At 66.7% G+C, this 19,795-nt stretch carries 10 protein-coding genes; 5 read left to right on the top strand and 5 right to left on the bottom strand.

Annotated elements, in window-relative coordinates; genetic code table 11:
- Positions 1-209: 209 nt before the first annotated feature.
- Together HUA74_RS26995 and HUA74_RS46670 are read right to left on the bottom strand one after the other, a co-directional pair.
- Positions 210-1,181 (bottom strand): NAD(P)-dependent alcohol dehydrogenase, encoded by a 972-nt coding sequence (locus HUA74_RS26995; protein ID WP_174456869.1) that lies wholly within the window; start codon positions 1,179-1,181, stop codon positions 210-212.
- 107 nt (positions 1,182-1,288) lie between these two features.
- The gene (locus tag HUA74_RS46670; protein WP_305794107.1) at positions 1,289-2,938 is read right to left on the bottom strand and encodes a mechanosensitive ion channel family protein; all 1,650 of its coding nucleotides are present in this window, start codon (positions 2,936-2,938) and stop codon (positions 1,289-1,291) included.
- Between the two features lie 802 nt (positions 2,939-3,740).
- Between HUA74_RS46670 and HUA74_RS26985 the strand changes: the two genes are divergently transcribed.
- The gene (locus HUA74_RS26985; protein WP_254625262.1) at positions 3,741-5,162 is read left to right on the top strand and encodes an Ig-like domain-containing protein; all 1,422 of its coding nucleotides are present in this window, start codon (positions 3,741-3,743) and stop codon (positions 5,160-5,162) included.
- A 178-nt stretch (positions 5,163-5,340) separates the two neighbouring features.
- On the opposite strand, the gene HUA74_RS26980 is transcribed toward HUA74_RS26985, so the two are convergent.
- The 3 genes from HUA74_RS26980 to HUA74_RS26970 form a co-directional block, all read right to left on the bottom strand.
- The gene (locus tag HUA74_RS26980; RefSeq protein ID WP_174456840.1) at positions 5,341-6,522 is read right to left on the bottom strand and encodes a hypothetical protein; all 1,182 of its coding nucleotides are present in this window, start codon (positions 6,520-6,522) and stop codon (positions 5,341-5,343) included.
- A 25-nt stretch (positions 6,523-6,547) separates the two neighbouring features.
- Positions 6,548-8,872 carry a hypothetical protein gene (locus HUA74_RS26975; RefSeq protein WP_174456839.1) on the bottom strand — a complete coding sequence of 775 codons (2,325 nt, stop codon included), beginning with the start codon at positions 8,870-8,872 and terminating at the stop codon, positions 6,548-6,550.
- 736 nt (positions 8,873-9,608) lie between these two features.
- Entirely contained in the window at positions 9,609-9,791 is a 183-nt protein-coding gene (locus HUA74_RS26970; protein ID WP_174456838.1) for a hypothetical protein, read from the bottom strand.
- 715 nt (positions 9,792-10,506) lie between these two features.
- On the opposite strand from HUA74_RS26970, the gene HUA74_RS26965 reads away from it, so the two are divergent.
- From HUA74_RS26965 to HUA74_RS26950, 4 genes are all read left to right on the top strand, one after another.
- Entirely contained in the window at positions 10,507-11,313 is an 807-nt protein-coding gene (locus HUA74_RS26965; RefSeq protein WP_174456837.1) for a hypothetical protein, read from the top strand.
- A 318-nt stretch (positions 11,314-11,631) separates the two neighbouring features.
- Complete coding sequence (locus HUA74_RS26960) at positions 11,632-12,831, top strand: MFS transporter (protein WP_141646673.1); 1,200 nt, start codon at positions 11,632-11,634, stop codon at positions 12,829-12,831.
- A 565-nt stretch (positions 12,832-13,396) separates the two neighbouring features.
- Positions 13,397-17,620, top strand: a complete 4,224-nt coding sequence (locus HUA74_RS26955) for a M4 family metallopeptidase (protein WP_174456836.1) — start codon at positions 13,397-13,399, stop codon at positions 17,618-17,620.
- Between the two features lie 18 nt (positions 17,621-17,638).
- Positions 17,639-19,456 (top strand): hypothetical protein, encoded by a 1,818-nt coding sequence (locus HUA74_RS26950; protein ID WP_174456835.1) that lies wholly within the window; start codon positions 17,639-17,641, stop codon positions 19,454-19,456.
- The last annotated feature ends 339 nt before the right edge of the window (positions 19,457-19,795 follow it).

Below are 19,795 nucleotides of genomic sequence, written 5' to 3'. Positions count from 1 at the left end.
GTCTGCGTTTGCTTCCCCTTCTCCTGAGCCTCCGGGCAGCGCCTCGCGCGGATGTGCAGGGTACCGCGGTGCGAAGCCGGGATGACTCGCGTGCGGTTGCTCGCCCTGCTCTCGAATCCCAGCCGGAGGGAGGAGGTCAGGGCGTCGACGCGACGGGCTGCGCTCCACGGGGACGGAAGGAGGCGCCGTCATGGGAGGCAGGGACCTCCTCAGGACATGTGGACGGCGACCTTGCCGCGGGCGTGTCCCTCCTCGAGGTACGCGAGGGCCTGGGGCAGCTCCTCGAACGGGTAGGTGCGGTCGATGACGGAGCGCACGGAGCCGTCGGCCAGGCGGTCGCGCAGGTACTCCAGGTCGTCCAGGTTGCTCTTCATCGTCAGGTAGCCCAGGCGCTTGCGACCACCGAGCGAGCGCAGCGGCCCGAGCAGGAGCGCCGCCGCCATCTGCTTTCCCGCCCCGCCTGTCATCACGTAGCGGCCGCCGGGCGCGAGCGCGCGCTCGTAGGCGCTCAGCGGGTGGTAGCCGTTGGCCGCGAGGATGACGTCGTAGCGCTGGCCGCCGCGCGTGAAGTCCTCCTTCGCGTAGTCGATGACCTCGTCGGCTCCGAGCGAGCGGGCCAGCTCCTGGTTGCGGGCGCTGCACACCGCCGTCACCTTCGCGCCCAGCGCCTTGGCGAGCTGCACGGCGAAGGTCCCCACGCCTCCGGAGGCGCCATTCACCAGCACGGACTCGCCCGCCTGGAGGCGACCCTCGCGACGCAGCCCCTGCAGCGCTGTCACGCCGGCCAGCGGCGCCGCGGCGGCCTCTTCGAAGCCGAGGCTCGCGGGCTTCGAGGCGAGGACGCCCTCGGGCGCGCAGACGTACTCCGCGAAGGCGCCCCAGTTGCTGCTGCCCAGCTCGCCCATCACTTCATCTCCGGCCTTGAAGCGCGTGACGCCGGGACCCGCGGCCTCGACCACGCCGGCCAGGTCGCAGCCGAGCACGTTGTACCGGGGCTTGAAGAGTCCGACCGCGAGCCTCGCGAGGAAGGGGTCGGCGCGCAGGATGTGCCAGTCGGCCGCGTTGAGCGCGCAGGCCCGCACGCGCACGAGGACCTGGCCGGCGCCCGGCGTGGGGACGGGGCGCTCCTCGCACTTCAGGACCTGGGGTGAGCCGTACTCGTAGAAGGTGATGGCGCGCATCAAGGGATGGCTCCAGCGGTAGGGGGCGGAGGAGGGCCAGCGGGTGCTGGCGGAGCAGGGAAGCAGGACTCAGGACACCTGCACCATGGGTAACGGCCGGCCTGCCGCTACCGAAGCGAGGCGGCCAGAGCCTGGGGCTCCTCCTCCGGCGACGCAGCGGCGGCGGCGGGAAGCACCGTGGTCCCCTCGTATTGCACCGACTTGGGATAGGGAAGTTCCAGGCCGTTGGCGTTGAAGGCGTCGAACAACAGCCGGTTGAGCAGTCGCTTCACGTCGAAGTGCGTCCCTGGCTGCACCTTGGCTTCAATGCGAATGGTCATCCAGCTCTCGTCCATGCTCTCGATACCCAACAGCTTGGGCATCTCGGACACCTTGCCTGCCGACAGCATGGGCACCTGCTCGCAGACCTTTCCAATCACATCCAGCACCTTCTTCAAGTCGCACTCATAGGCCACGGCCATGTCCACGACCGCCAGCGTCCAGCCGCGACTATAATTGATGACATTCTTGACTTCGCCATTGCGGAGGATGTGAAGGCGCCCGAAGCGATCGCGAATGCGGGTGATACGAGGCGTTATCTCCTCCACCACGCCCTCGGTATCGTTGATGCGGATGTAGTCGCCGTTCAAGATCTGGTCCTCGAAGAGCAGGAAGATGCCGTTGACCATGTCCGTGACGATGGCCTGTGAGCCCAGGCCCACGGTGAGACCGACGATGCCGGCGCCAGCGAGGATGGGGGTGGGGTCCACACCCAGGTCGCTGAGCACCATCATCCCCACCAGGAAATAGACCAGGTACGTGGAGGCTCTCTGGATGAGCGCGACGAAGGTGTTGCGCCGCCGGGCCTTGTCATCCAGGTCGAGACCGTCCACCTTGAAGGCCCGGGCGATGAGCAGCCGGACGAACTCCACGACGACGCTGGCGGCGAAGAACAGGGCGATGACGCGGATGAGCACCGGCCCGTACGGAGCAAAGGACTCCAGGCCCTGGAACCGACGGATGATGAGGGTCGCCACCGAGATATAGACGATGGCCTCCAGGCTCCGCTGCCCCACCGGTAGCAGCCGGCTGAGGGCCATGAAGTACTCCTCGTACTTCGTGGCCGTGCTCTTCGTCCGCCAGGACTCGACCAGCCGAACCGACATCAGGTGCAGCAAGGACACCGCCAGGCGCCCACCGCTGATGCACAGCAACACGAAGACGGTGGTGCCAACGAGCCACTCGAGCGCGGCCGGGGGTTGCAGCGAGGTGACCGCCATGCCCACCGCGAAGTAGGCCAGCACCAGCTTGATGAAGCCGGGCCCCTGCTCCATCGCCTTCTGGGCATGTGCCTTCGGCTCCGGGCTCAGTTGCCACTCGTTCATCCTGCGCTCGAGCCGCATCAGGAGCTGGCGTGCCGCCCGATCCAACACCAGGTAGGCCGTCAGCAAGAGCACCAGCAGGCCCGCTCCGCGCCCCAGGGCCGCCAGCCCCTCCACCGTCACCCCCGCCAGCAAGGCATTGAAGGAGGGCTCCAGATCCTTCTTCGCCCACAGGGAGAAGCCCAGCACGGCGATGCCGATGATGACCACCACGAAGGACAGGAGGGCGGCGCTCAGCCGGGCGCGCTTGCGAAGAGCGTCCGCCATCTGCTCCAGCGCCTTCACACCCATCAGCCGGATGCCCTGGTACAGCAGCGCACTGGAGGCCACGAGCACGGCCCAGAGGACGAGCAGCAACAATGCCACGCTCAGTCCGACGAGCCATGCGTTGTTCAACTCGACCGTATCCGCAAGTCGGAAGATTTCCATGCGCTGGGGCATAGCACACCAGCGAACACGTCGCGCCCCGCGCCCGAGGTGGAACAGAGGCTTGCCAGGCAGGAAAGGCCGCGAGCCTTTCGCCGTGGTTCCCATCCAGTGCGGGCAAGGCAACCGTGGAGCCCGAGACAGCGGCTGGGAGGGAGTCGATGAAGGGGTAGCCGCCGTGAGCGCATAAGAGAAAGGGGGCGCAGTCCCCTATGACCGCGGTTCGTGTGGCGACGGAGTCTGCGGCTACAACGAGGAGCTCTTCTCCTGCCCGGCGGGCTGCGACATCTGCGGCAATGGGATTTGTGGTCCCACCGAGACTCCCTACGACCGCGGCGCGGACCGCGGATGGCTCCCGCCGGGTACGAACGCACATCGCGATGCCCAGCGCGGCGAAGATGCTGGCGATGCGCCCCGGCTCCTCCGCGTTCAGCAGTTCCTTCTTGCCGCCCCAGGACGCGGGAGAACAGTACGTGCAGCGGAAGCTGCGGCGGTCCGTGATGCTCAGCCGCAGGTACGTCATGCGGCGCCCCAGCGCATCCAGCAGGGGCGGGGCGAGCGGATCCGTCTGGAATGCGCACAGTGGGCGTGGCGGGCGGGAGCAGAGCGGGAGGTGAGGGACGCTGACGCGGATCCCGACGGTGCGCGGGCAACGTCGAGCGTGGTTTGGACACCATGCCTGGCGGCCTCGAAGAGCGGACCGCGGGGCCGCTTCCGACGGACGGCAGAAAAGCGCGTGGCATGAGGGCTCGCAGGCGATAGGGTTTCTCGGATGTACTTTGCTCGCGCTCTTGTCCGACTGTGCTCGGTGGTCTTGCTCTCAAGTCTCGTCATCGTGGGGGGCGCGAGTTGCGGGGATTCAGAGACGGCGTTGCCGTCGGCCGTTCTCGACGTCACTCCATCCGTCCTCTCTCTCGTCGCAGGCACGTCCGCGACCGTGAAGGCAACGTTCACGGCCGATGGCGCGGCGACCCAAGACGTGACGGAGTCAGCGACGTGGGCGAGCAGCGCTCCCGGCGTCGCCACCGTCGCGGCCGGCAAGGTGAACGCGGTCGCGGCCGGCGCCGCGACGATCAGCGTGACCTCGGAAGGACAGACGAAGACCGTCGCCGTAACGGTGACTGCCGACAACAATCCCCTCGTCTCGCTGAGCGTTACGCCGGCGGCGCCAACGCTTCCGCCCGGCGCGAAGAGGCAACTCGTGGCGACCGGCACCTACGCCGATAGCAGCACAAAAGACATCTCGAGCGCAGTCGTTTGGAACTCGGCGACGTCCACCGTGGCGACCGTCGACCCGACCGGGCTGCTCACGTCGCTCGCCGCCGGAACCTCGAAGATCACGGCGACGCTCGGCACCGTCACTGGGAGCACCGAGGTCACGGTCATCGAAGTAGAGGTCGTCTCAATCGCTGTCACGCCGGGAAGCCCGAGCATTGGCGCTGGCGCCACGCAAGCGTTCACCGCCACCGCGACGATGACCGACAACACGACCAAGGACCTGACGACGCTCGCAACATGGACGTCGGGCACGCCGACCTCCGCTTCCATCGCGAACACGGGCATCGCCAAGGGACTCGCGGTAGGAACGTCGACGATCACCGCGACGTTCAACGGCATCAATGGGTCGACGCTTCTCACGGTCACGGAGGCAACCCTCGTGTCGATCTCCCTGCTGCCGGCGAACGCAACGATCCCGGTGGGCATGAAGCAGAATTACTTCGCCACGGGCACGTTCAGCGACGGGTCGACGGAGGACCTCACGGAGACGGTTGCGTGGAGTTCGGGCGATCCGACCCACGCAACGATCAGCGATGCCGCCGACTCCACCAAAGGAGAGGCAACGGCGATCGCTCAGGGCTCAGCGGTGATCACCGCGACGTACGGCGCGATCATGGGCAGCACCACGCTCACCGTATCGCCGGCAGAGGTCATGTTGATCCGCGTCACGCCGATCGCCTCATCGGCTGTGGTGGGAGCCACTCGTCAATACACCGCCACGGGCGAGTTCACTGACGGGACGTTCCACGATCTCACGAGCGTGGTGGCGTGGGCGTCGAACAATGCCACCGTCGCGCCCATCAGCACCTCAGGGAGCACACCCGGCGTCGCCCTGGCCGTCAGCCCGGGCAGGGCCACGATCAGCGCAAAGTCGGGCGGGGCCATGGGCTCCGCGGTCCTTACCGTCACACCCTAGCGTTACTGCCGCGAGTGCGCCTGGTACGCCTGCGGCGCGTGTCCTCAGGCCCTTGCGCGGGCAGGGCGCCTCTTTTCTCCAGCAGGCGCGGCGCGCCACGAAGCGGGCACGGTCTCCGGCGATTCACGCTGGAGGCCGGCCCGCTCCGTGACAGGTTCAATCGCTCCGGGGTCTCGCGCTAGCGAGGCGTGATCGCGAACCCGGTGCAGTCCCCGCTCTCCATCGTCCAGAGCGAGGTGGCGGGACCTTCCTTCACGTAGAGTTCGCCGTTGCTCGCGAGCACCGCGATGCCCGTGCCCGAGAGCTGGAAGGCCGTCACGGACGAGCTGACCCATTCCCAGGGACCGTCCCACGCCCCTTCCTTCACGAACACGTGGCTGTCCGTCTTCAGGACGCCGATGCGGTTGCCCGAGAGGGAGATGGCCTGGACGTCACCCGTCACCATGTTCCACAGCTCGGTGAGCGCGCCTTCCTTCAGGAAGAACTGGCCATTGTTCTTCAGCATGCCCACGCGGTCGCCCTCGAGCGCGAGGGCCGTGACGTCTCCACTCATCAGGACCCAGGCCGCGTTCCATGCGCCTTCCTTCACAAAGGCCTCGCCGTTCGTCTTGATGATGCCGATGCGGTCGCCCGACAGCGAGATGGAGGCCACATCCCCGGTCACCAGATTCCACAACCCGGTGAGCGCGCCTTCCTTCAGGAAGAACTGGCCATTCTGCTTCAGCACGCCAATGCGGTTGCCCGCGAGGGCAATGGCCTTGATGTCGCTGCTCTGGACGACCCAGGCCGCGTCCCAGATGCCTTCCTTCACGTAGGCCTCGCCGTTCGTCTTGACGATGCCAATGCGGTTGCCCGCCAGCGCGACGGAGGCCACGTCCCCGGTCACCGTATTCCACAGCTCGGTGAGGGGGCCCTCCTTCAGGTAGAGCTGGCCCCCCTGCTTCAACATCCCGATGCGGGCGCCGTCCGTGGGACAGTAGCCTCCCGCCTCCAGACACTGCCCCCGGCAGGCCTGGGCCGTGGGGCAGACCTGATTGCCCTCCAGGCACGTCTGCCCCCGGCGCATGCAATAGGTGCCACAGAGGTACGCGTTGCTGCAGATATACATGCCGTTCAGGCAGGTCTCGAGGGTGGGGCGATAGCAGGCCCCACCACACTCCTCGGAGCCCAGGCCGCAGACGGTGCCATTGCTGCAATTGGAGCTGCCTGGGAAGTAACAGGCGCCGCCCAGCGGAAAACCACAGGTCGACCAACCCGTGGGGCATTGCGCGAGGGCCTCGGTCGAGACCAACGCGACGAAGAGCGACAGGAAGATGGAGAGAAGGGGCCCGTTGGAGGGCCTGAAGCGTTTCGGTGTCATGTGTCCGTTCATGGGGGTATTCGAGCTACGGCGTGGCCAGGACGAGCTGCGTGGTGGCCGTGGTCTCCCAGTTCCAGAGCCCGGTCCACGCCCCTTCCTTCACGTACCCATTGCCATCCGTCTTGACGATGCCGATGCGCCTGCCCGCGAGGGAGATGGACTGGACGTCACCCGTCACCAGGTTCCAGGCCGCGGTGAGGGCTCCGTCCCTGAGGAAGAACTCACCGTTGAGCCGCAGCACGCCCACGCGGTTCTCGGTCAGCGCGATGGCCTTGCTGTTGGAGCCCAGCGCGACCCAGGTGGCGTTCCAGGCGCCTTCCTTCACATAGGACTCGGTGTTCGTCTTGACGACGCCGATGCGCTTGCCCGACAAAGCGATGGCGGCCACGTCTCCCGTCACCAGGTCCCACTGCTCGGTGAGGGCGCCGTCCTTCAGGTAGAAATCGCCGTTCAGCTTCAGCATGCCGATGCGCTTGCCGGAGAGGCTGAGGGCCTTGACGTCGCCGCTCATCAGGACCCAGGAGGCGTTCCAGGCGCCTTCCTTCACGTAGGCCTCGCCGTTTGTCTTGATGATGCCGATGCGGTCGCCCGACAAAGCGATGGCGGCCACGTCTCCCGTCACCAGGTTCCACATCGCGGTGAGGGCGCCATCCTTCAGGTAGAAGTCGCCATTGAGCTTCAGCACGCCGATGCGGCTGCCAGACAAGGCCACCGCCTGGATGTCACCGGACTGAGGGACCCAACCGGAGGCGGCGCCACCCTCTTGTACGTGCGCTTCGCCTTGGGTCTTCAGGATGCCCACGCGGGGAAGGGGAGGGAGGGTGTCGTCCATCTTCTCCTGAAGGAAGACCGTCATGACGGCGTAGCCCGTCTCGTTGGGGTGCGCGGTGCCCGTGGTCTCGGCCTCGCTGTCCTCCGGCCCCTGCGTCGAGGACGCGTCGTAGCCGTTGTTCACCCAGCGGTTGCTGGGAGAGGCGCACAGCCCGTGGCCCACGCCACTGCCGACACCCGCGAATGCATCGGAGATGCCCGACACATAGTTCCAGCCATGGCGCTCGGCGGCGTCCTGCATCATGTTCATCAGGGGCAGCCGGACATAGCCATCCAGGTACGCCAGCTCCCCGTAGGACACGTCCGCTCCGACACCGGCGTAGAGGTTCGTCTCCTCCAGGATGGAGGAGCAGATCTGCCCGGAGTTGCCACGGGCGAAGTCCGGATACTCCATGAGGTACGTGCTCCGCACGTCGAGGCCCACCTGCTTGAGTTGCGTCTGGAGCAGGTCGTAGCTCGTGGGCAGGGCGGCCTTGAGCACGTCGACCTTGGAGCGCAGCTCCTGCCCGTCGTTGCCCTGGTGGCAATCCGTGTGCACGACACAGAACCGGAGGATGTCACCGAAACCCACGTCATTGCCGCCGGCGCTGAGGACGAGTGCGTCGATGGGGCGGTTGCCCACCAGCGTCACGAGCCGGTTGAGCTGCGAGGGCATGTAGTGCTCGGGATTCCAGGCGCCGTGCTGGTAGGCCGGGGCCTCGATGCCCACGTAGGGGCCGAGGATTCCCGAACCGCGGGGCGGCCCGTCGCTGGCGGTGGCGAAGCCGTCGAAGATTCCCAGGGGGAAATTACCGCCCCAGTTCTCATATTCGTAGGTCGTTCGCTGGATGGTCGCACCGGAGCACGCCAGCGACAGGAAGGTCACGGACGAGTGTGGGTCGCTCGACTCCAGGGCCAGCGCGGCCCGCGCCGCCGGAGACTTGAAGGAGCGATGGCATCGCGCATTCTGCCAGACCGGATGCGTGTCGGTGTCCCCCCAGTGCGCCGCGGCGTCCGGAGCCCCTTCTCCCGAGCCATAGGAGTCACCCAGGCTGACGACGAGGTAGTCACGGATCGTCACGAACCGCTGGTACTGCGCGGTCTGAATCGGCCCGCCCCCCAGGAGCTCCGAGTGGGTGATCGTCAGGCGGACGTCGTAGGCGCCTTGCGTGGGAAAGGAATGGTTGATCTTGCAGACGCCGCCCATGTCGACGGTCGTGCCGGCAATGGTCCAGGTGAAGTTGTAGCCAAAGAGGGAGTATCCGATGTCGTCGAATTCCGGGGGACAGCCATTCAACGTGCTGGTGTAGCCGCTGTGGGCCTCTGGATGGAGGTAGCTCGCGGTCTCGTTTTCTCCGCTGGCGAAGCGGGCCCCTTGAAACCAGCGAATGCCCTCGGGCAATGGATTGTACGGATCGGTGAGAGCCTTTTCCTCCGACCCCGTCTGTTGCGGCGCATCCTGGTGGTTGGCTTCAGGGGAACCACACGCCAGGGTGATACACAGGACCGTGGCGAACACGGCTTGCACACAACGATACATGAAGGATTTCCTTTGCGCGCGACAGGGAGGGCCGCGAGGAGACGGGTCGCTGATTTCACCCTGACGCGCGCTCGAACCAGTTCCCCCAACAGGGCCCTCGGCCCTCTTAGTCGTAAGTCCGATTTCGGACAAGTGTGGTTTGACGCGATGGAAAGACTGAGGGTGGCTCAACTCATTTGAACGGGCTACCTGGCATCCAGGCCATCGTGGCGAGCGCAAACTCTTGCTCACGCTCGAGGTATGGGAGCGCGTGGTGGAATGGCTTGGACTGGCCCGTGTCAGGCCACCCGATGAGCGTGTCGGGCCTCACCTGGCGGAGGCTGCGGAAACCGAACCCATCGAGTCCCTCACACGTTGGACGACGATCCGACCTTGCGCCTGAACGGCTGCCCAGTGTCTTGAACCGGTGTGGCCTGCGTCGTTCCCGGAGCGCTTCCACGGCGGGGTGTGCCTGACGCTGTCGGCGAGGGACTCGGCGCGCGAGGCGAAGGCGGGCGCCGGACTCGACAATCCCAGGCGCGCCGGACCAGCACGCCGCCGTCCTGATAGGTGCCGTGGGCGTGGCGGCCCTGTCGCGTGGCTGCACCAGGCTGAAAAGCTCCGCATGCAGTTCGTGTCACACCTGTTGCGCGGTTGTCCCAGGGGACCTGCCTGCACTGGCATTGACGGGGTGCGGGGGGCTCATTTCAAGAGTCGAGGCCATCGCGCCTGGGGCACGCCTCCCTGGCGCTGTGGCTCACGGTATGACCGCCGTCAGTGCCAGATGACCTGTCCACCACCGTCCCCATCGATGTCGCGCTTGGGAGGAGTTGCCCCACGGGTCCACGCTGCCAGACGAGTCCAGCGACACCTTCACGATGCCTCCCGCCACGAAGGCCGTCACATGGCCCGAGCCCTCGGACACGAGGTCCAGGTCCACGGCCCGGAGCGAGCGCGCCTCCAGCCCATCGCTGCCATCCAGTCGCGCATCCAGGTGACGACGAGGTGCACTTCGTCCCGCTGCCGCCGCCCACGCGAGGAAGTGGAGCGACTGGTGGCGGTGGCGCGCAGATGGGTGCTGACGGCGAGAGCTACGGCTTCGCGGCAGGAGATGGTGCTGGTTGGTAGTCGCGGACGAACTCCATCGAGGCGACCGTCCGCGACGCGCCCCCAGGGCCCACCAGGTAGAAGAACGGAACGTCGCTGCTGGCGTACCTCTCGCCGGCATCCCTGGCGAAGTCGACCACCCTCCAGACGGGGAGCGGAGCGTCTCCTCCATCTTTCACTCCGGCCTCGACCCATTCGGACCCGATGGAAACGGACGTGACCCTGAATGGGCTCATCCCCTGGACTCTACCCTGGCCGAGACGTCCATGCTGCACAATCCGCGGAAGCCGTTGACCCAGTCGATAATCTCAACAGAATGACAAGAGTTATTCAGTGGGGGGAGAGTCATGCGCCGTCTCTTTCGGAGTCTCGCGGTCTGGTCCTTGTGCACCTTGCAATGGGGTTGTGGGCAGACAGACATTTCCACGCCGGAGGAGCCACTGTCCTCCAAGCTCGAGCCCGCCGTCGCCACGCTGTTCAATCAAGATGTGGGGGTCCTCGCGGGCTCCGCGGGTTGTCCCAGTTCCGCGCCCGCCCTCTGGATGCACATGGACAACGAAGACAGCCGCGCGGCCAGCTATCTGAGGGATTGGGTGGGGAGCACCCAGTTGGATGAAGCGCGCAACACCACCTTCCGGTTCTGCCGCGTCGATGGGGCGAAGTTCAAGCCACTTGAGACTCACCCCACCACGCGCAGCGCCTATGCCGTGCTGATGCTGGGGGAGATCTGCCCCCCGGGTTCCTGGTACTTCTCTCGATTCTTCGACAACGAAGACCGAGACAACAGGAACGCGAACTCAGGCGGCATCCAGCCCAACGGCAATGCGGCCGGGGATACGATCATGTTCTTCTGTTTGTTCCATGGGGGTGGCAACCCCAGCACGCCCGCACCGAGCCTTCCGGACCTGGGGTTCGAGTATGGCGTCTTCGCGGCGCAGAGCTTCACCTTCGGCACGGCGAAGGGACAGATCTTCACCGACGACGAGGACACCCGGAACACGAACAGCTACAGCGTGTGGTCTGAGTATCGACACCTGGCCCTGACCATGGTCTCGGAGGGAGAGAACACGTACATGCACGTGGCCCGTGCGGGCGCCATCTCCTGCGGCGACAACGTCTGCAACGGATTCGAGAGCGAGCTGACGTGCCCCGCGGACTGCACCCGGTGCGGAGATGCCTCCTGCGGCCCACTCGAGAACCCGACCTCGTGCCCCTATGACTGCGGTTCGTGTGGCGACGGAGTCTGCGGCTACAACGAGGAGATCTTCTCCTGCCCGGCGGACTGCGACATCTGCGGCAATGGGATTTGTGGTCCCACCGAGACCCCCTACGACTGCAGCGCGGACTGCGGATAGCTCCCGCCGGGTACGAACGCGCATCAGAGGGAAGGGGGCGCGGTTGAGGTGGAGGGAGGGAGCAGAGGGGCGGAGGAGGGCCGTAGACGGGGCCGCCCGAAAGATGCTCCCTGCCGGAGGACAGGCCGCGTGAGCCTCCTTGGGGCACCCGCCTGCCCCGGGGGCCCCCTTCACGTACGCCAAGACCCTTGAGCCTGCCTCCACACCTCACGCAGGCGAACACGTCGAAGTCGAACGTCCTGCTGCGCACGGCGCGCGCTTCTGGTCAGGCCCGAATCTCGCCAGACGCATCATGGCGCCGCGCCTAGCGTCGCGAGCATGACCTCAGCGAACCCTTATGGCGACTCGCGCTTCGAATGCCTCGGTGGAAGAGGCGTCCTGTTCCTCGCGGCAGCGGCCGGCGTGGCCACGTCGACGAGCTACGTCGTCCAGCCGGAGCTAACCCGCATAGCCGCCGATCTCGGCGCGTCGCTCGCGACGACGAGCACGGCGGCGGGCCTGCCCATCCTGGGGTACATGTTCGGCTTGGCGCTTCTGGTGCCCCTGGTGGATCGCCATCCCGCCCGACAGCTGGTGTCCGTCCAACTCGCTGTCCTGAGCCTGTCCCTCGCGCTCGCCGCCCTCGCCACGAACGTCTACGCCTTTGGCATAGCTCTCCTGATCTCGGGGATCTGCGCGAGCACCGGCGCCCAGATGAGCACCCTGGCCGGCAAGCACTCACCAATCGAAACGCGGGGACGTGCGCTGGGAGGCGTCACGGCCGGGATATCGGCAGGCGTGCTTCTTGGCCGGGCGGTCGGGGGCGGTTTAGCCGATGGAATTGGATGGCGCGCCATGCTGGTGATCGTGGCCGGCGCCTGCCTGGTTTGCGCGGCGGGGAGCAGGGTCATTCTTCCGGGCGCGACTCAACACCGAGATCAACCCTACCTCGCCACGTTGGTCGCCATGCCGCGATTGCTGTGGACCTCCCCTGAACTGAGCGCGGCGGCCGTGTCCGGGGCTTTATGGTTTTTTGCCTTCAGCCTGATCTGGATGGGTCTGTCTCTGGCGCTCGCCTTGCCGCCGCTCAACCTGTCGCCGACCGTCATCGGCCTCTACTCGCTCGCAGGCGTGGCGGGGATCGTCGCGACCCGCGCGGCGGGACAACTGGCGGACAGGTTCGGAAGCCGCCCGGTCGTGTTCGCCGGCCTGGCGCTGGCCCTCGCATGCACATTGGCGATGGCGCCCGCCTTGAGCTTCGCTCCCTGGATGCTATTGGCCTTGGCCCTGTTCGACACAGGCCTGTTTGCCGCCCAGGTCGCCAACCAGCGCCGGGTCCTGAACATCGATCCGCTGCAGCCGGCCCGATTCAACAGCGTCTACATGGTCGTCTATTTCATTGGCGGGAGTCTCGGCACGGCCATTGCCGGCCCCATCGTCTCGCTCTTCGGCTGGCCCGCCGCTGCGGCCACCGCGGCCTTTGCCCTCGCGGCCGCCGGCGCCCTCTACCGGATGCGGGAGCCCCGCAGGGCCGACTAGCGACCTCGGTGGACGGTCAGTTCTCGACAGCATACAAAAACGAGGGGCTTGAGAAGGCAACGGACGACTTGATTGATACGGCAGTGCCGGTGGGGCAGTCCTTCAAGTCAGCGCAACACTCGCGCCGCTTTCAAATCAAACCATGATTTCAGAAGAAGGCGTTGTGACGCTTCGCGCCTTCAACACTGCGTGCGGGTCATCCTAGACAGCGAAGAGCGTCTGGGCCGCGGTTGGCGTCCGGCGCCAAGTTCAGATATCCCTGACAGATGCGTTCGATTGACAGCTTTCCGCGTCTTTCTGTCTTGCTCCAGGAAAACCACACGAAGTGAAATGGACACGACGCTGTGTGGTTATTGTGTCCGTTTGTGTCCATCAGGGCTCCCCTCTGTTTCATTGGGTTTTGATACTGTATGGTGGCGGATAATTGCGCTGACCGTGGATCATACGGGGCCAAGGTCTGAGGCTGTCCGGCCCCTCCACTATGAGTGTGATCCTTCCGGCGGCGGCACGCCACCACGGGTGCTGACGGCGGGAGTCCCCCCGAACGCTGTGTGGAGTCAACTCAATGTCCAAGCCGTGGCCCCGGTGGCCTCTGCTCCTCGCCGGTCTTTTCTCGGCGAGCTCATCCCTCGCGGCTGAGAAACTCACCCCTGTTTCACCACTCACGCTGACGCAACTCCAGGTCCGGGAACCCGCCCGTGTCGCGGAATCCCTGTCAACCCTCAAGGCGCAAAGCCTCCAACTCGGGCTCGGCTCGCGGGACGGCTTCCAACTGTCCAGCTCCAGCACGGACCGCTTTGGTCAGACGCACGCGCGGTTCGCGCAGACATACCAGGGCGTACCCGTATGGGGCGCCCTGGCCATCACCCACCAGGGACTGTCCGTGGGGGACCTCCGCATCACCAGTGAGGGTCTGCGCAAGGGCATCCGCCTGGACGTGACGCCCACGCTGGATGCGAAGTCCGCGGTGACGAAGGCCACCCAGGAACTGGCGCCCAAGGGTGAGTTCGGTGCCGCGCCGAAGAGCGAGCTCATCGTCTACCCCCAGACGCGGCTCGTGAACCGCTATCCCGGCAAGCCCGTCGCGAAGCAGAACGCGGCGGACTTCGACACGCAGGTCATGGGTTACCGGCTCGCGTACCACGTGCACACCGAGCTGGAGAACGCGAAGGACGGCGTCAAGCACACGGACTTCATCATCGACGCGCACTCGGGCGACGTGCTGAAGAAGTGGAACTCGCTCCAGACGGCCGCGGCCAAGGGCCTCGGCCGCTCGCAATACAGCGGTGACGTGCCGTTGGACGTCTTCCAGAACGCCCAGGGCCTCTTCGAGCTGCGCGACGTCACGCGCGCCGGCGGCGAGGGCATCCGGACCTATGACGTCAACCACGCCGCCGTGCAGAACGGCGTCATCCCCACGTTGACCCTCTACACGGACGCCGACAACACCTGGGGCGACGGCCAGAACTACATCGTCGGCGCCAACAACACCCTGAGCACCAACGGTCAGACCGCCGCCGTCGACGCGCACTACGGCCTGCTGACGACGTGGGACTTCTACAAGAAGATCTTCGGCCGCGACGGCGTGGACGGCTTCGGCTCGCCCACCTACAACCGGGTGCATGCCAGCAACCTTTACGACAACGCCTTCTGGAGTGATGGCTGCTTCTGCATGAGCTACGGCGACGGCTCGTACCCGGCCGCCAACGGCATGCGGTCCATGGGCGTGCTCGACGTGACGGGCCACGAGATGACCCACGGCGTCACCTCGCACACGGCGGGCCTCATCTACGAAGGCGAGTCCGGCGGCCTCAACGAGGCCAACTCGGACATCTTCGGCACCCTGACGGAGTTCTGGGTGGCCAACGGCCGCGGCAGCGTCATTGGTGACACCGGCGGCAACTGGCTCATGGCCGAGCAGCTCAGCGACATCCCGCTGCGCGTCATGTTCCGCCCGTCGCTGGACGGCGCGAGCGTGGACGCCTGGTACCCCGGTCTCGGCAACATCGACGTACACTTCAGCAGCGGCCCGATGAACCGTGCCTTCTACTTCCTGTCCCAGGGCGCGCAGCCGCTGTCCGTCGGCACCGACTACTCCAGCACCTACCTGGCCTCGGGCATGAGGGGCATCGGCAACGACAAGGCGGCGGCCATCTGGTACCGCGCGCTCACCGTCTACCTGTTCCCGTCGTCCAACTACATGTCGGCCCGCACCAGCAGCCTCCTGGCCGCGGCGGACCTCTTCGGCTCCCAGTCCAACGAGTACCGCGCGGTGCAGAACGCCTTCGCGGCCATCAACGTGGGCTACACCGCCGGAACGTATGACGACCGCACGTCCCCCACCGTCTCCGCGAGCGTCTCTGGCAGCGCGCCTGATCTCCAACTGCACGCGCAGGCCGACGACAACGTCGGCGTGGCCCGCGTGGAGTTCTTCGTCGACGGCGCCCTGACGGGGAACGTCTCCGCCCAGCCGTACCAGCTGCCGCTGGACGCCACCTCGCTGTCCAACGGCTCGCACCAATTGGTGGCCGTGGCGTACGACGCGGCCGGAAACTCCACCGCGTCCGCTCCGGCGAGCTTCACCGTCTCCAGCAGCTTCGAGCAGCTCCTGACCGACCCGGGCTTCGAGCTGGCCGGCCAGGGATGGGTGGCGGACCCGCCGGAGAACATCAACTTCCCGGTCTCCTCCGGCACGCACTCGGGCCAGGGCTACGTGTGGCTCAACGGCTGGGGCACGACGCACGTCGACCGGCTGTGGCAGGACGTCACGATTCCCTCTGGCGTCACCCAGGCCTCGCTGACGTTCTTCCTCAACCTCACCACCGCCGAGACGACAACCACCGCCGTCCGCGACACGCTGACGCTGCAGGTGCGCGACACCTCCGGCACGGTGCTGGGGACGGTGGCGACGTGGTCCAACCTGGACGCGACGCTGGGCTGGGTGCAGCAGAGCGTGGACCTGACGGCCTTCGCGGGCCAGACGGTGCGCATCTTCGTGGAGGGCAGCGAGAACGCCTCGCTCGCCAGCAGCTTCCAGTTGGATGACTTCTCGCTGCGCGTCATCCGCGCGGCGGATGCCGAGGCGCCCCGGGTGAGGGCCAACGTGGTCTTCTCCGGCACGCGCGTGGGCTATTTCGCGGACGTGTCCGACAACGGCTTCGTCAACGCGGTGGAGTTCCTCGTCGACGGCGTGTCCCTGGGCAACTCGGTCAAGTCGTTCACCCGGGTCGTCAATCTCTCCACGTTGACGGCCGGCGAGCACACGCTCGTCGCCCGGGCCACGGACGCGGGCGCCAACGCGGGGGACTCTCCCGTGGTGACGTTCTACGTGGACACCACCGCCACCCAGCGCGTGCTCAATCCCAGCTTCGAGACCTCCACGAGCTGGACAGGGGCGACGACCTTGTCGGGCTCGGCGGGCATTTTCAGCAACGCGTCCTTCGCGCACACGGGCAGCCGCATGTACGTCTTCTGGACCAACGCGGGTCCGGCGCGGCACTCCGTCCGTCAGTCCGTGGCCATTCCGGCGACCGCGACCTCGGCCATCTTCAGCTTCTGGCTGCGCATCTACAACGGTGCGTTCACCGACGCCGTGGCCCACCACACCTTCAGCGCGAAGGTGCGGGATTCCGCCGGCACCGAGTTGGCGACGCTGAGGACGCTCTCCAACGTGAATGACACCAACGCGGAGTACATCCAGCACCGCTTCGACCTGACCGCGTACCGGGGCCAGACGGTGCAGTTGTTCTTTGACGTGGACCAGACGGCAGCCCCGCAGATCGCGGACGAAGTCACCCAGTTCTTCCTGGATGACATCAACCTGATCACCTCGACCCAGGCGGACATCCAGAGCCCCACGCTCTCCGCGGCGGTCGAGGGCAGCTACGGGACGGTGCAGCTCCGGGCCTCCGTGCGCGACAACGTTTGGACGTCCACCCTCGCGTTCCTGGTGGACGGCGCTCCGGTGAGCTCGTTCACGGACGTCGATGGCGTCTACGCGACGGCGTTCGACACGAGGAGCCTGTCCAATGGCCCGCATGAGTTCAAGGCGACGGCCACGGACAAGGCGGGCAACACGACGGAGCGCACGGTGAGCTTCGAGGTGCGCAACTCCACCATCCAGGACCAGGGCGCGCCGCACATCACCGCCAGCGTGGAGGGCCTGTTCGAGACCTACACGATGCGGGCCGAGGTCACCGACGACACGGGCGTGGCCTACGTGGAGTTCTACGTGGACGGCGCACTGAAGGGGAGGAGCACGTCCGAGCCGTACACGCTGCCGCTGTTCCCGATTCCGCTGGCGCCGGGGGAGCACGTCCTCGAGGCGGTGGCGTACGACGCCTACGGCAACTGGTCCAGGGCGACCACCCCCTTCACGCTGCATCCCGTCACGGTGGAGTTCGCGGTGGCATCGCACGTGGTGCCGGTGGGTGAAACGGTCGCTCTGCGGGCGAACGTGGCGAACGCGGTGAACACGGCGGTGAGCTGGTCCGTGGTGGAGGGTCGCATCTGCGGCACCATCAGCGCGGACGGCGTCTACGCCGCGCCGGGGGGCCGTGGCCTGTGCCACGTGTCCGCGGTGAGCGTCGTGGTACCGACGGCGAAGGCCGTGGCGACCTTCCGGGTCTACACGGGCGACATCAATGGCGACAACGTCGTGGACGGAGAGGACATGGGCCTGCTCGCGCAGGACTACGGCACCCAGGGCTCCGAGGAGACGAACCTCGACGGCGTCGACTCCGTGAACGACAGCGACATCACTCTCTTCGTCAGCCAGTTCGGACGGTAATCCCCAATGAAAACGTGGATGAAGCTCATTGTTCCGCTCCTGATGGGGGCGCTGGTGGCCTGCACCGACTCCGACTCGGGGCCGGTGACGGTGACTCCGAAGAACGTCACGGTGAAGGCCGGTGAGAAGGCGACCTTCAACGCCTCGGTGAAGGACGCGAAGGACCCGCGCGTCCTCTGGTCGGTGGAGGGAGGCGACTCCCACGGCACCATCAGCAGCTCGGGCGTCTACACCGCGCCGGCCGAGGCCGGCACGTACACCGTGGTGGCCACCAACGCGGTGGACACCTCGAAGAAGGACTCGGCCACCGTCAAGGTGGAGGCAGTCCAGACTCCGACGGTCATCGTGAAGGTGACGCCGGAGGTGGTGACCATTGGCCAGGGGACCGCCACGGACCTCACGGCGGAGGTCTCCGGTTCCTCCATCACCGCGGTGCAGTGGTCCGTGGACGGGGGCGACGAGAACGGCACCGTGAGCAGCACGGGCCGGTACACGGCGCCGAACACGGCGGGCACGTACACCGTGACGGCCACCAGCGTGGCGGACCCGACGAAGAAGGGCTCCGCCTCCGTCACGGTGGAGCCTGTCGTCGTCGGGGAGGTGGCGGTGACGGTGAGCCCCTCGTCGGGCACCACCACTTGGGATGGCATCGTCCAGCTCACGGCCGAGGTCACCGGCACCAACAACCTCGCGGTGCAGTGGTCCGTGGAGGGTGGCGACGCGAACGGCTTCGTCAGCAGTACGGGCGTGTACCGCGCGCCGAACAAGACGGGCACGTACACCGTGACGGCCACCAGCGTGGCGGACCCGACGAAGAAGGGCTCCGCCTCCATCACGGTGGAGCCTGTCGTCGTCGAGGCGGTTGCGGTGGCTGTCTCTCCGAAGACGGGCACGGTGGAGCAGGATGGCTCCTTCTCCCTGTCCGCGCAGGTCACTGGGACGAACAACGTCGCGGTGCAGTGGTCCGTGGCGGGTGGAGACGACAACGGCACCGTGAGCAGCACGGGCGTGTACCGGGCGCCGCGCCGCGCGGGCACGTTCGTCGTGAGGGCCACCAGCGTGGCGGACCCGACGAAGTCCGACTCGGCCAGCCTCTCCGTGGAAGCCATCGTCGTTCCGACGGTGGAGGTGAGTGTCACTCCGAAGACCGCGACGGTGGGGCAGGCGACTGTCGTCAACCTCACGGCTGAAGTGACGGGCACCTCCGTCGTCGCGGTGACCTGGGCCGTCGAGGGCGGTTCGGCCAACGGCACCGTGAGCAGCACGGGTGTGTACACCGCGCCGAACAGGCCGGGGACGTACACCGTGACGGCCACCAGCGTGGCGGATGCGTCGAAGAAGGACTCCTCCGTCATCACCGTGCCTGTTGCTGGCACGGTGAACTACGTGGACCCCACGGGGGCGGGCTGGCGCCTGGTTCGCAACGCCAGTCTGTCTTCGGGCAACACGCTGGTGCTGGACCTGGTGGGCCCCACGGGCCAGTCCGGCCGCGGCGCGGACCTGACGCTGGGGCTGGATGCGGCCACGGCGTCGTGGTCCACCGTGGACGGCTCCGAGTACGTGGCCAACCGTGGCTATGAGCTCGGCGCCGCGCCCCAACTGCTCAAGTCGGGCGTGAAGGGCAGCACGCTGCGCGTGGGCGTGTACCAGAAGGGCGCTCCGGCGCACGCGTACGACGGCGCGCTGCTGTCCGTGGCGCTGACCGTGGAGGTCATCGCCGAGACGCCGGCCGGTATCGTGGTGCCGCTGAACGTCCTCAAGGCACACGCGCTGCCAGCCTCCGGCTCGCTGCAGGCAATCAACGTGGAGGTGGGCACCATCACCACCGCTCAGTAGTCCGGAGCCCGAAGCAGTGAGAGCGGTGGCCTCCCCAAGGGGAGGCCGCCGTTTTCATTGTGACAAGGCGGGGATGCGCCTCGAGGATTCAGCGAACTTGATTCGAATCAAGGGCCATCGAGGGCCGCACCTCGAGGCCTCCCATGCACGGGCCTTCGAATTGCCGAGCGACGGGATGGGAGGATGTCGGGGGATTGAAGAACACGCCCCAGGACGTCACGGCGTCGGCGCAGTCGACCTCACGTACGCCAAGACCCTTGAGCCTGTCTCCACACCTCACGCAGGCGAACACGTCGAAGTCGAACGTCCTGCTGAGCAACTCGGTGTAAGCCCACCCGC

Origin of the sequence: Myxococcus sp. CA051A, from assembly GCF_013336705.1 — a bacterium.
In the GTDB taxonomy this organism is placed as follows: domain Bacteria; phylum Myxococcota; class Myxococcia; order Myxococcales; family Myxococcaceae; genus Myxococcus; species Myxococcus llanfairpwllgwyngyllgogerychwyrndrobwllllantysiliogogogochensis.
The sequence above is the reverse complement of the archived record's forward strand: the minus strand, read 5'-3'. Positions and strand labels throughout refer to the sequence as shown.

Excerpts from the sequence above, each read along its gene's own strand:
- HUA74_RS26995 (WP_174456869.1), bottom strand. The coding sequence starts at position 1,181 with ATGCGCGCCATCACCTTCTACGAGTACGGCTCACCCCAGGTCCTGAAG.
- HUA74_RS26985 (WP_254625262.1), top strand. The coding sequence starts at position 3,741 with ATGTACTTTGCTCGCGCTCTTGTCCGACTGTGCTCGGTGGTCTTGCTC.
- HUA74_RS26980 (WP_174456840.1), bottom strand. The coding sequence starts at position 6,522 with ATGACACCGAAACGCTTCAGGCCCTCCAACGGGCCCCTTCTCTCCATC.
- HUA74_RS26975 (WP_174456839.1), bottom strand. The coding sequence starts at position 8,872 with ATGTATCGTTGTGTGCAAGCCGTGTTCGCCACGGTCCTGTGTATCACC.
- HUA74_RS26965 (WP_174456837.1), top strand. The coding sequence starts at position 10,507 with ATGGACAACGAAGACAGCCGCGCGGCCAGCTATCTGAGGGATTGGGTG.
- HUA74_RS26960 (WP_141646673.1), top strand. The coding sequence starts at position 11,632 with ATGACCTCAGCGAACCCTTATGGCGACTCGCGCTTCGAATGCCTCGGT.
- HUA74_RS26955 (WP_174456836.1), top strand. The coding sequence starts at position 13,397 with ATGTCCAAGCCGTGGCCCCGGTGGCCTCTGCTCCTCGCCGGTCTTTTC.
- HUA74_RS26950 (WP_174456835.1), top strand. The coding sequence starts at position 17,639 with ATGAAGCTCATTGTTCCGCTCCTGATGGGGGCGCTGGTGGCCTGCACC.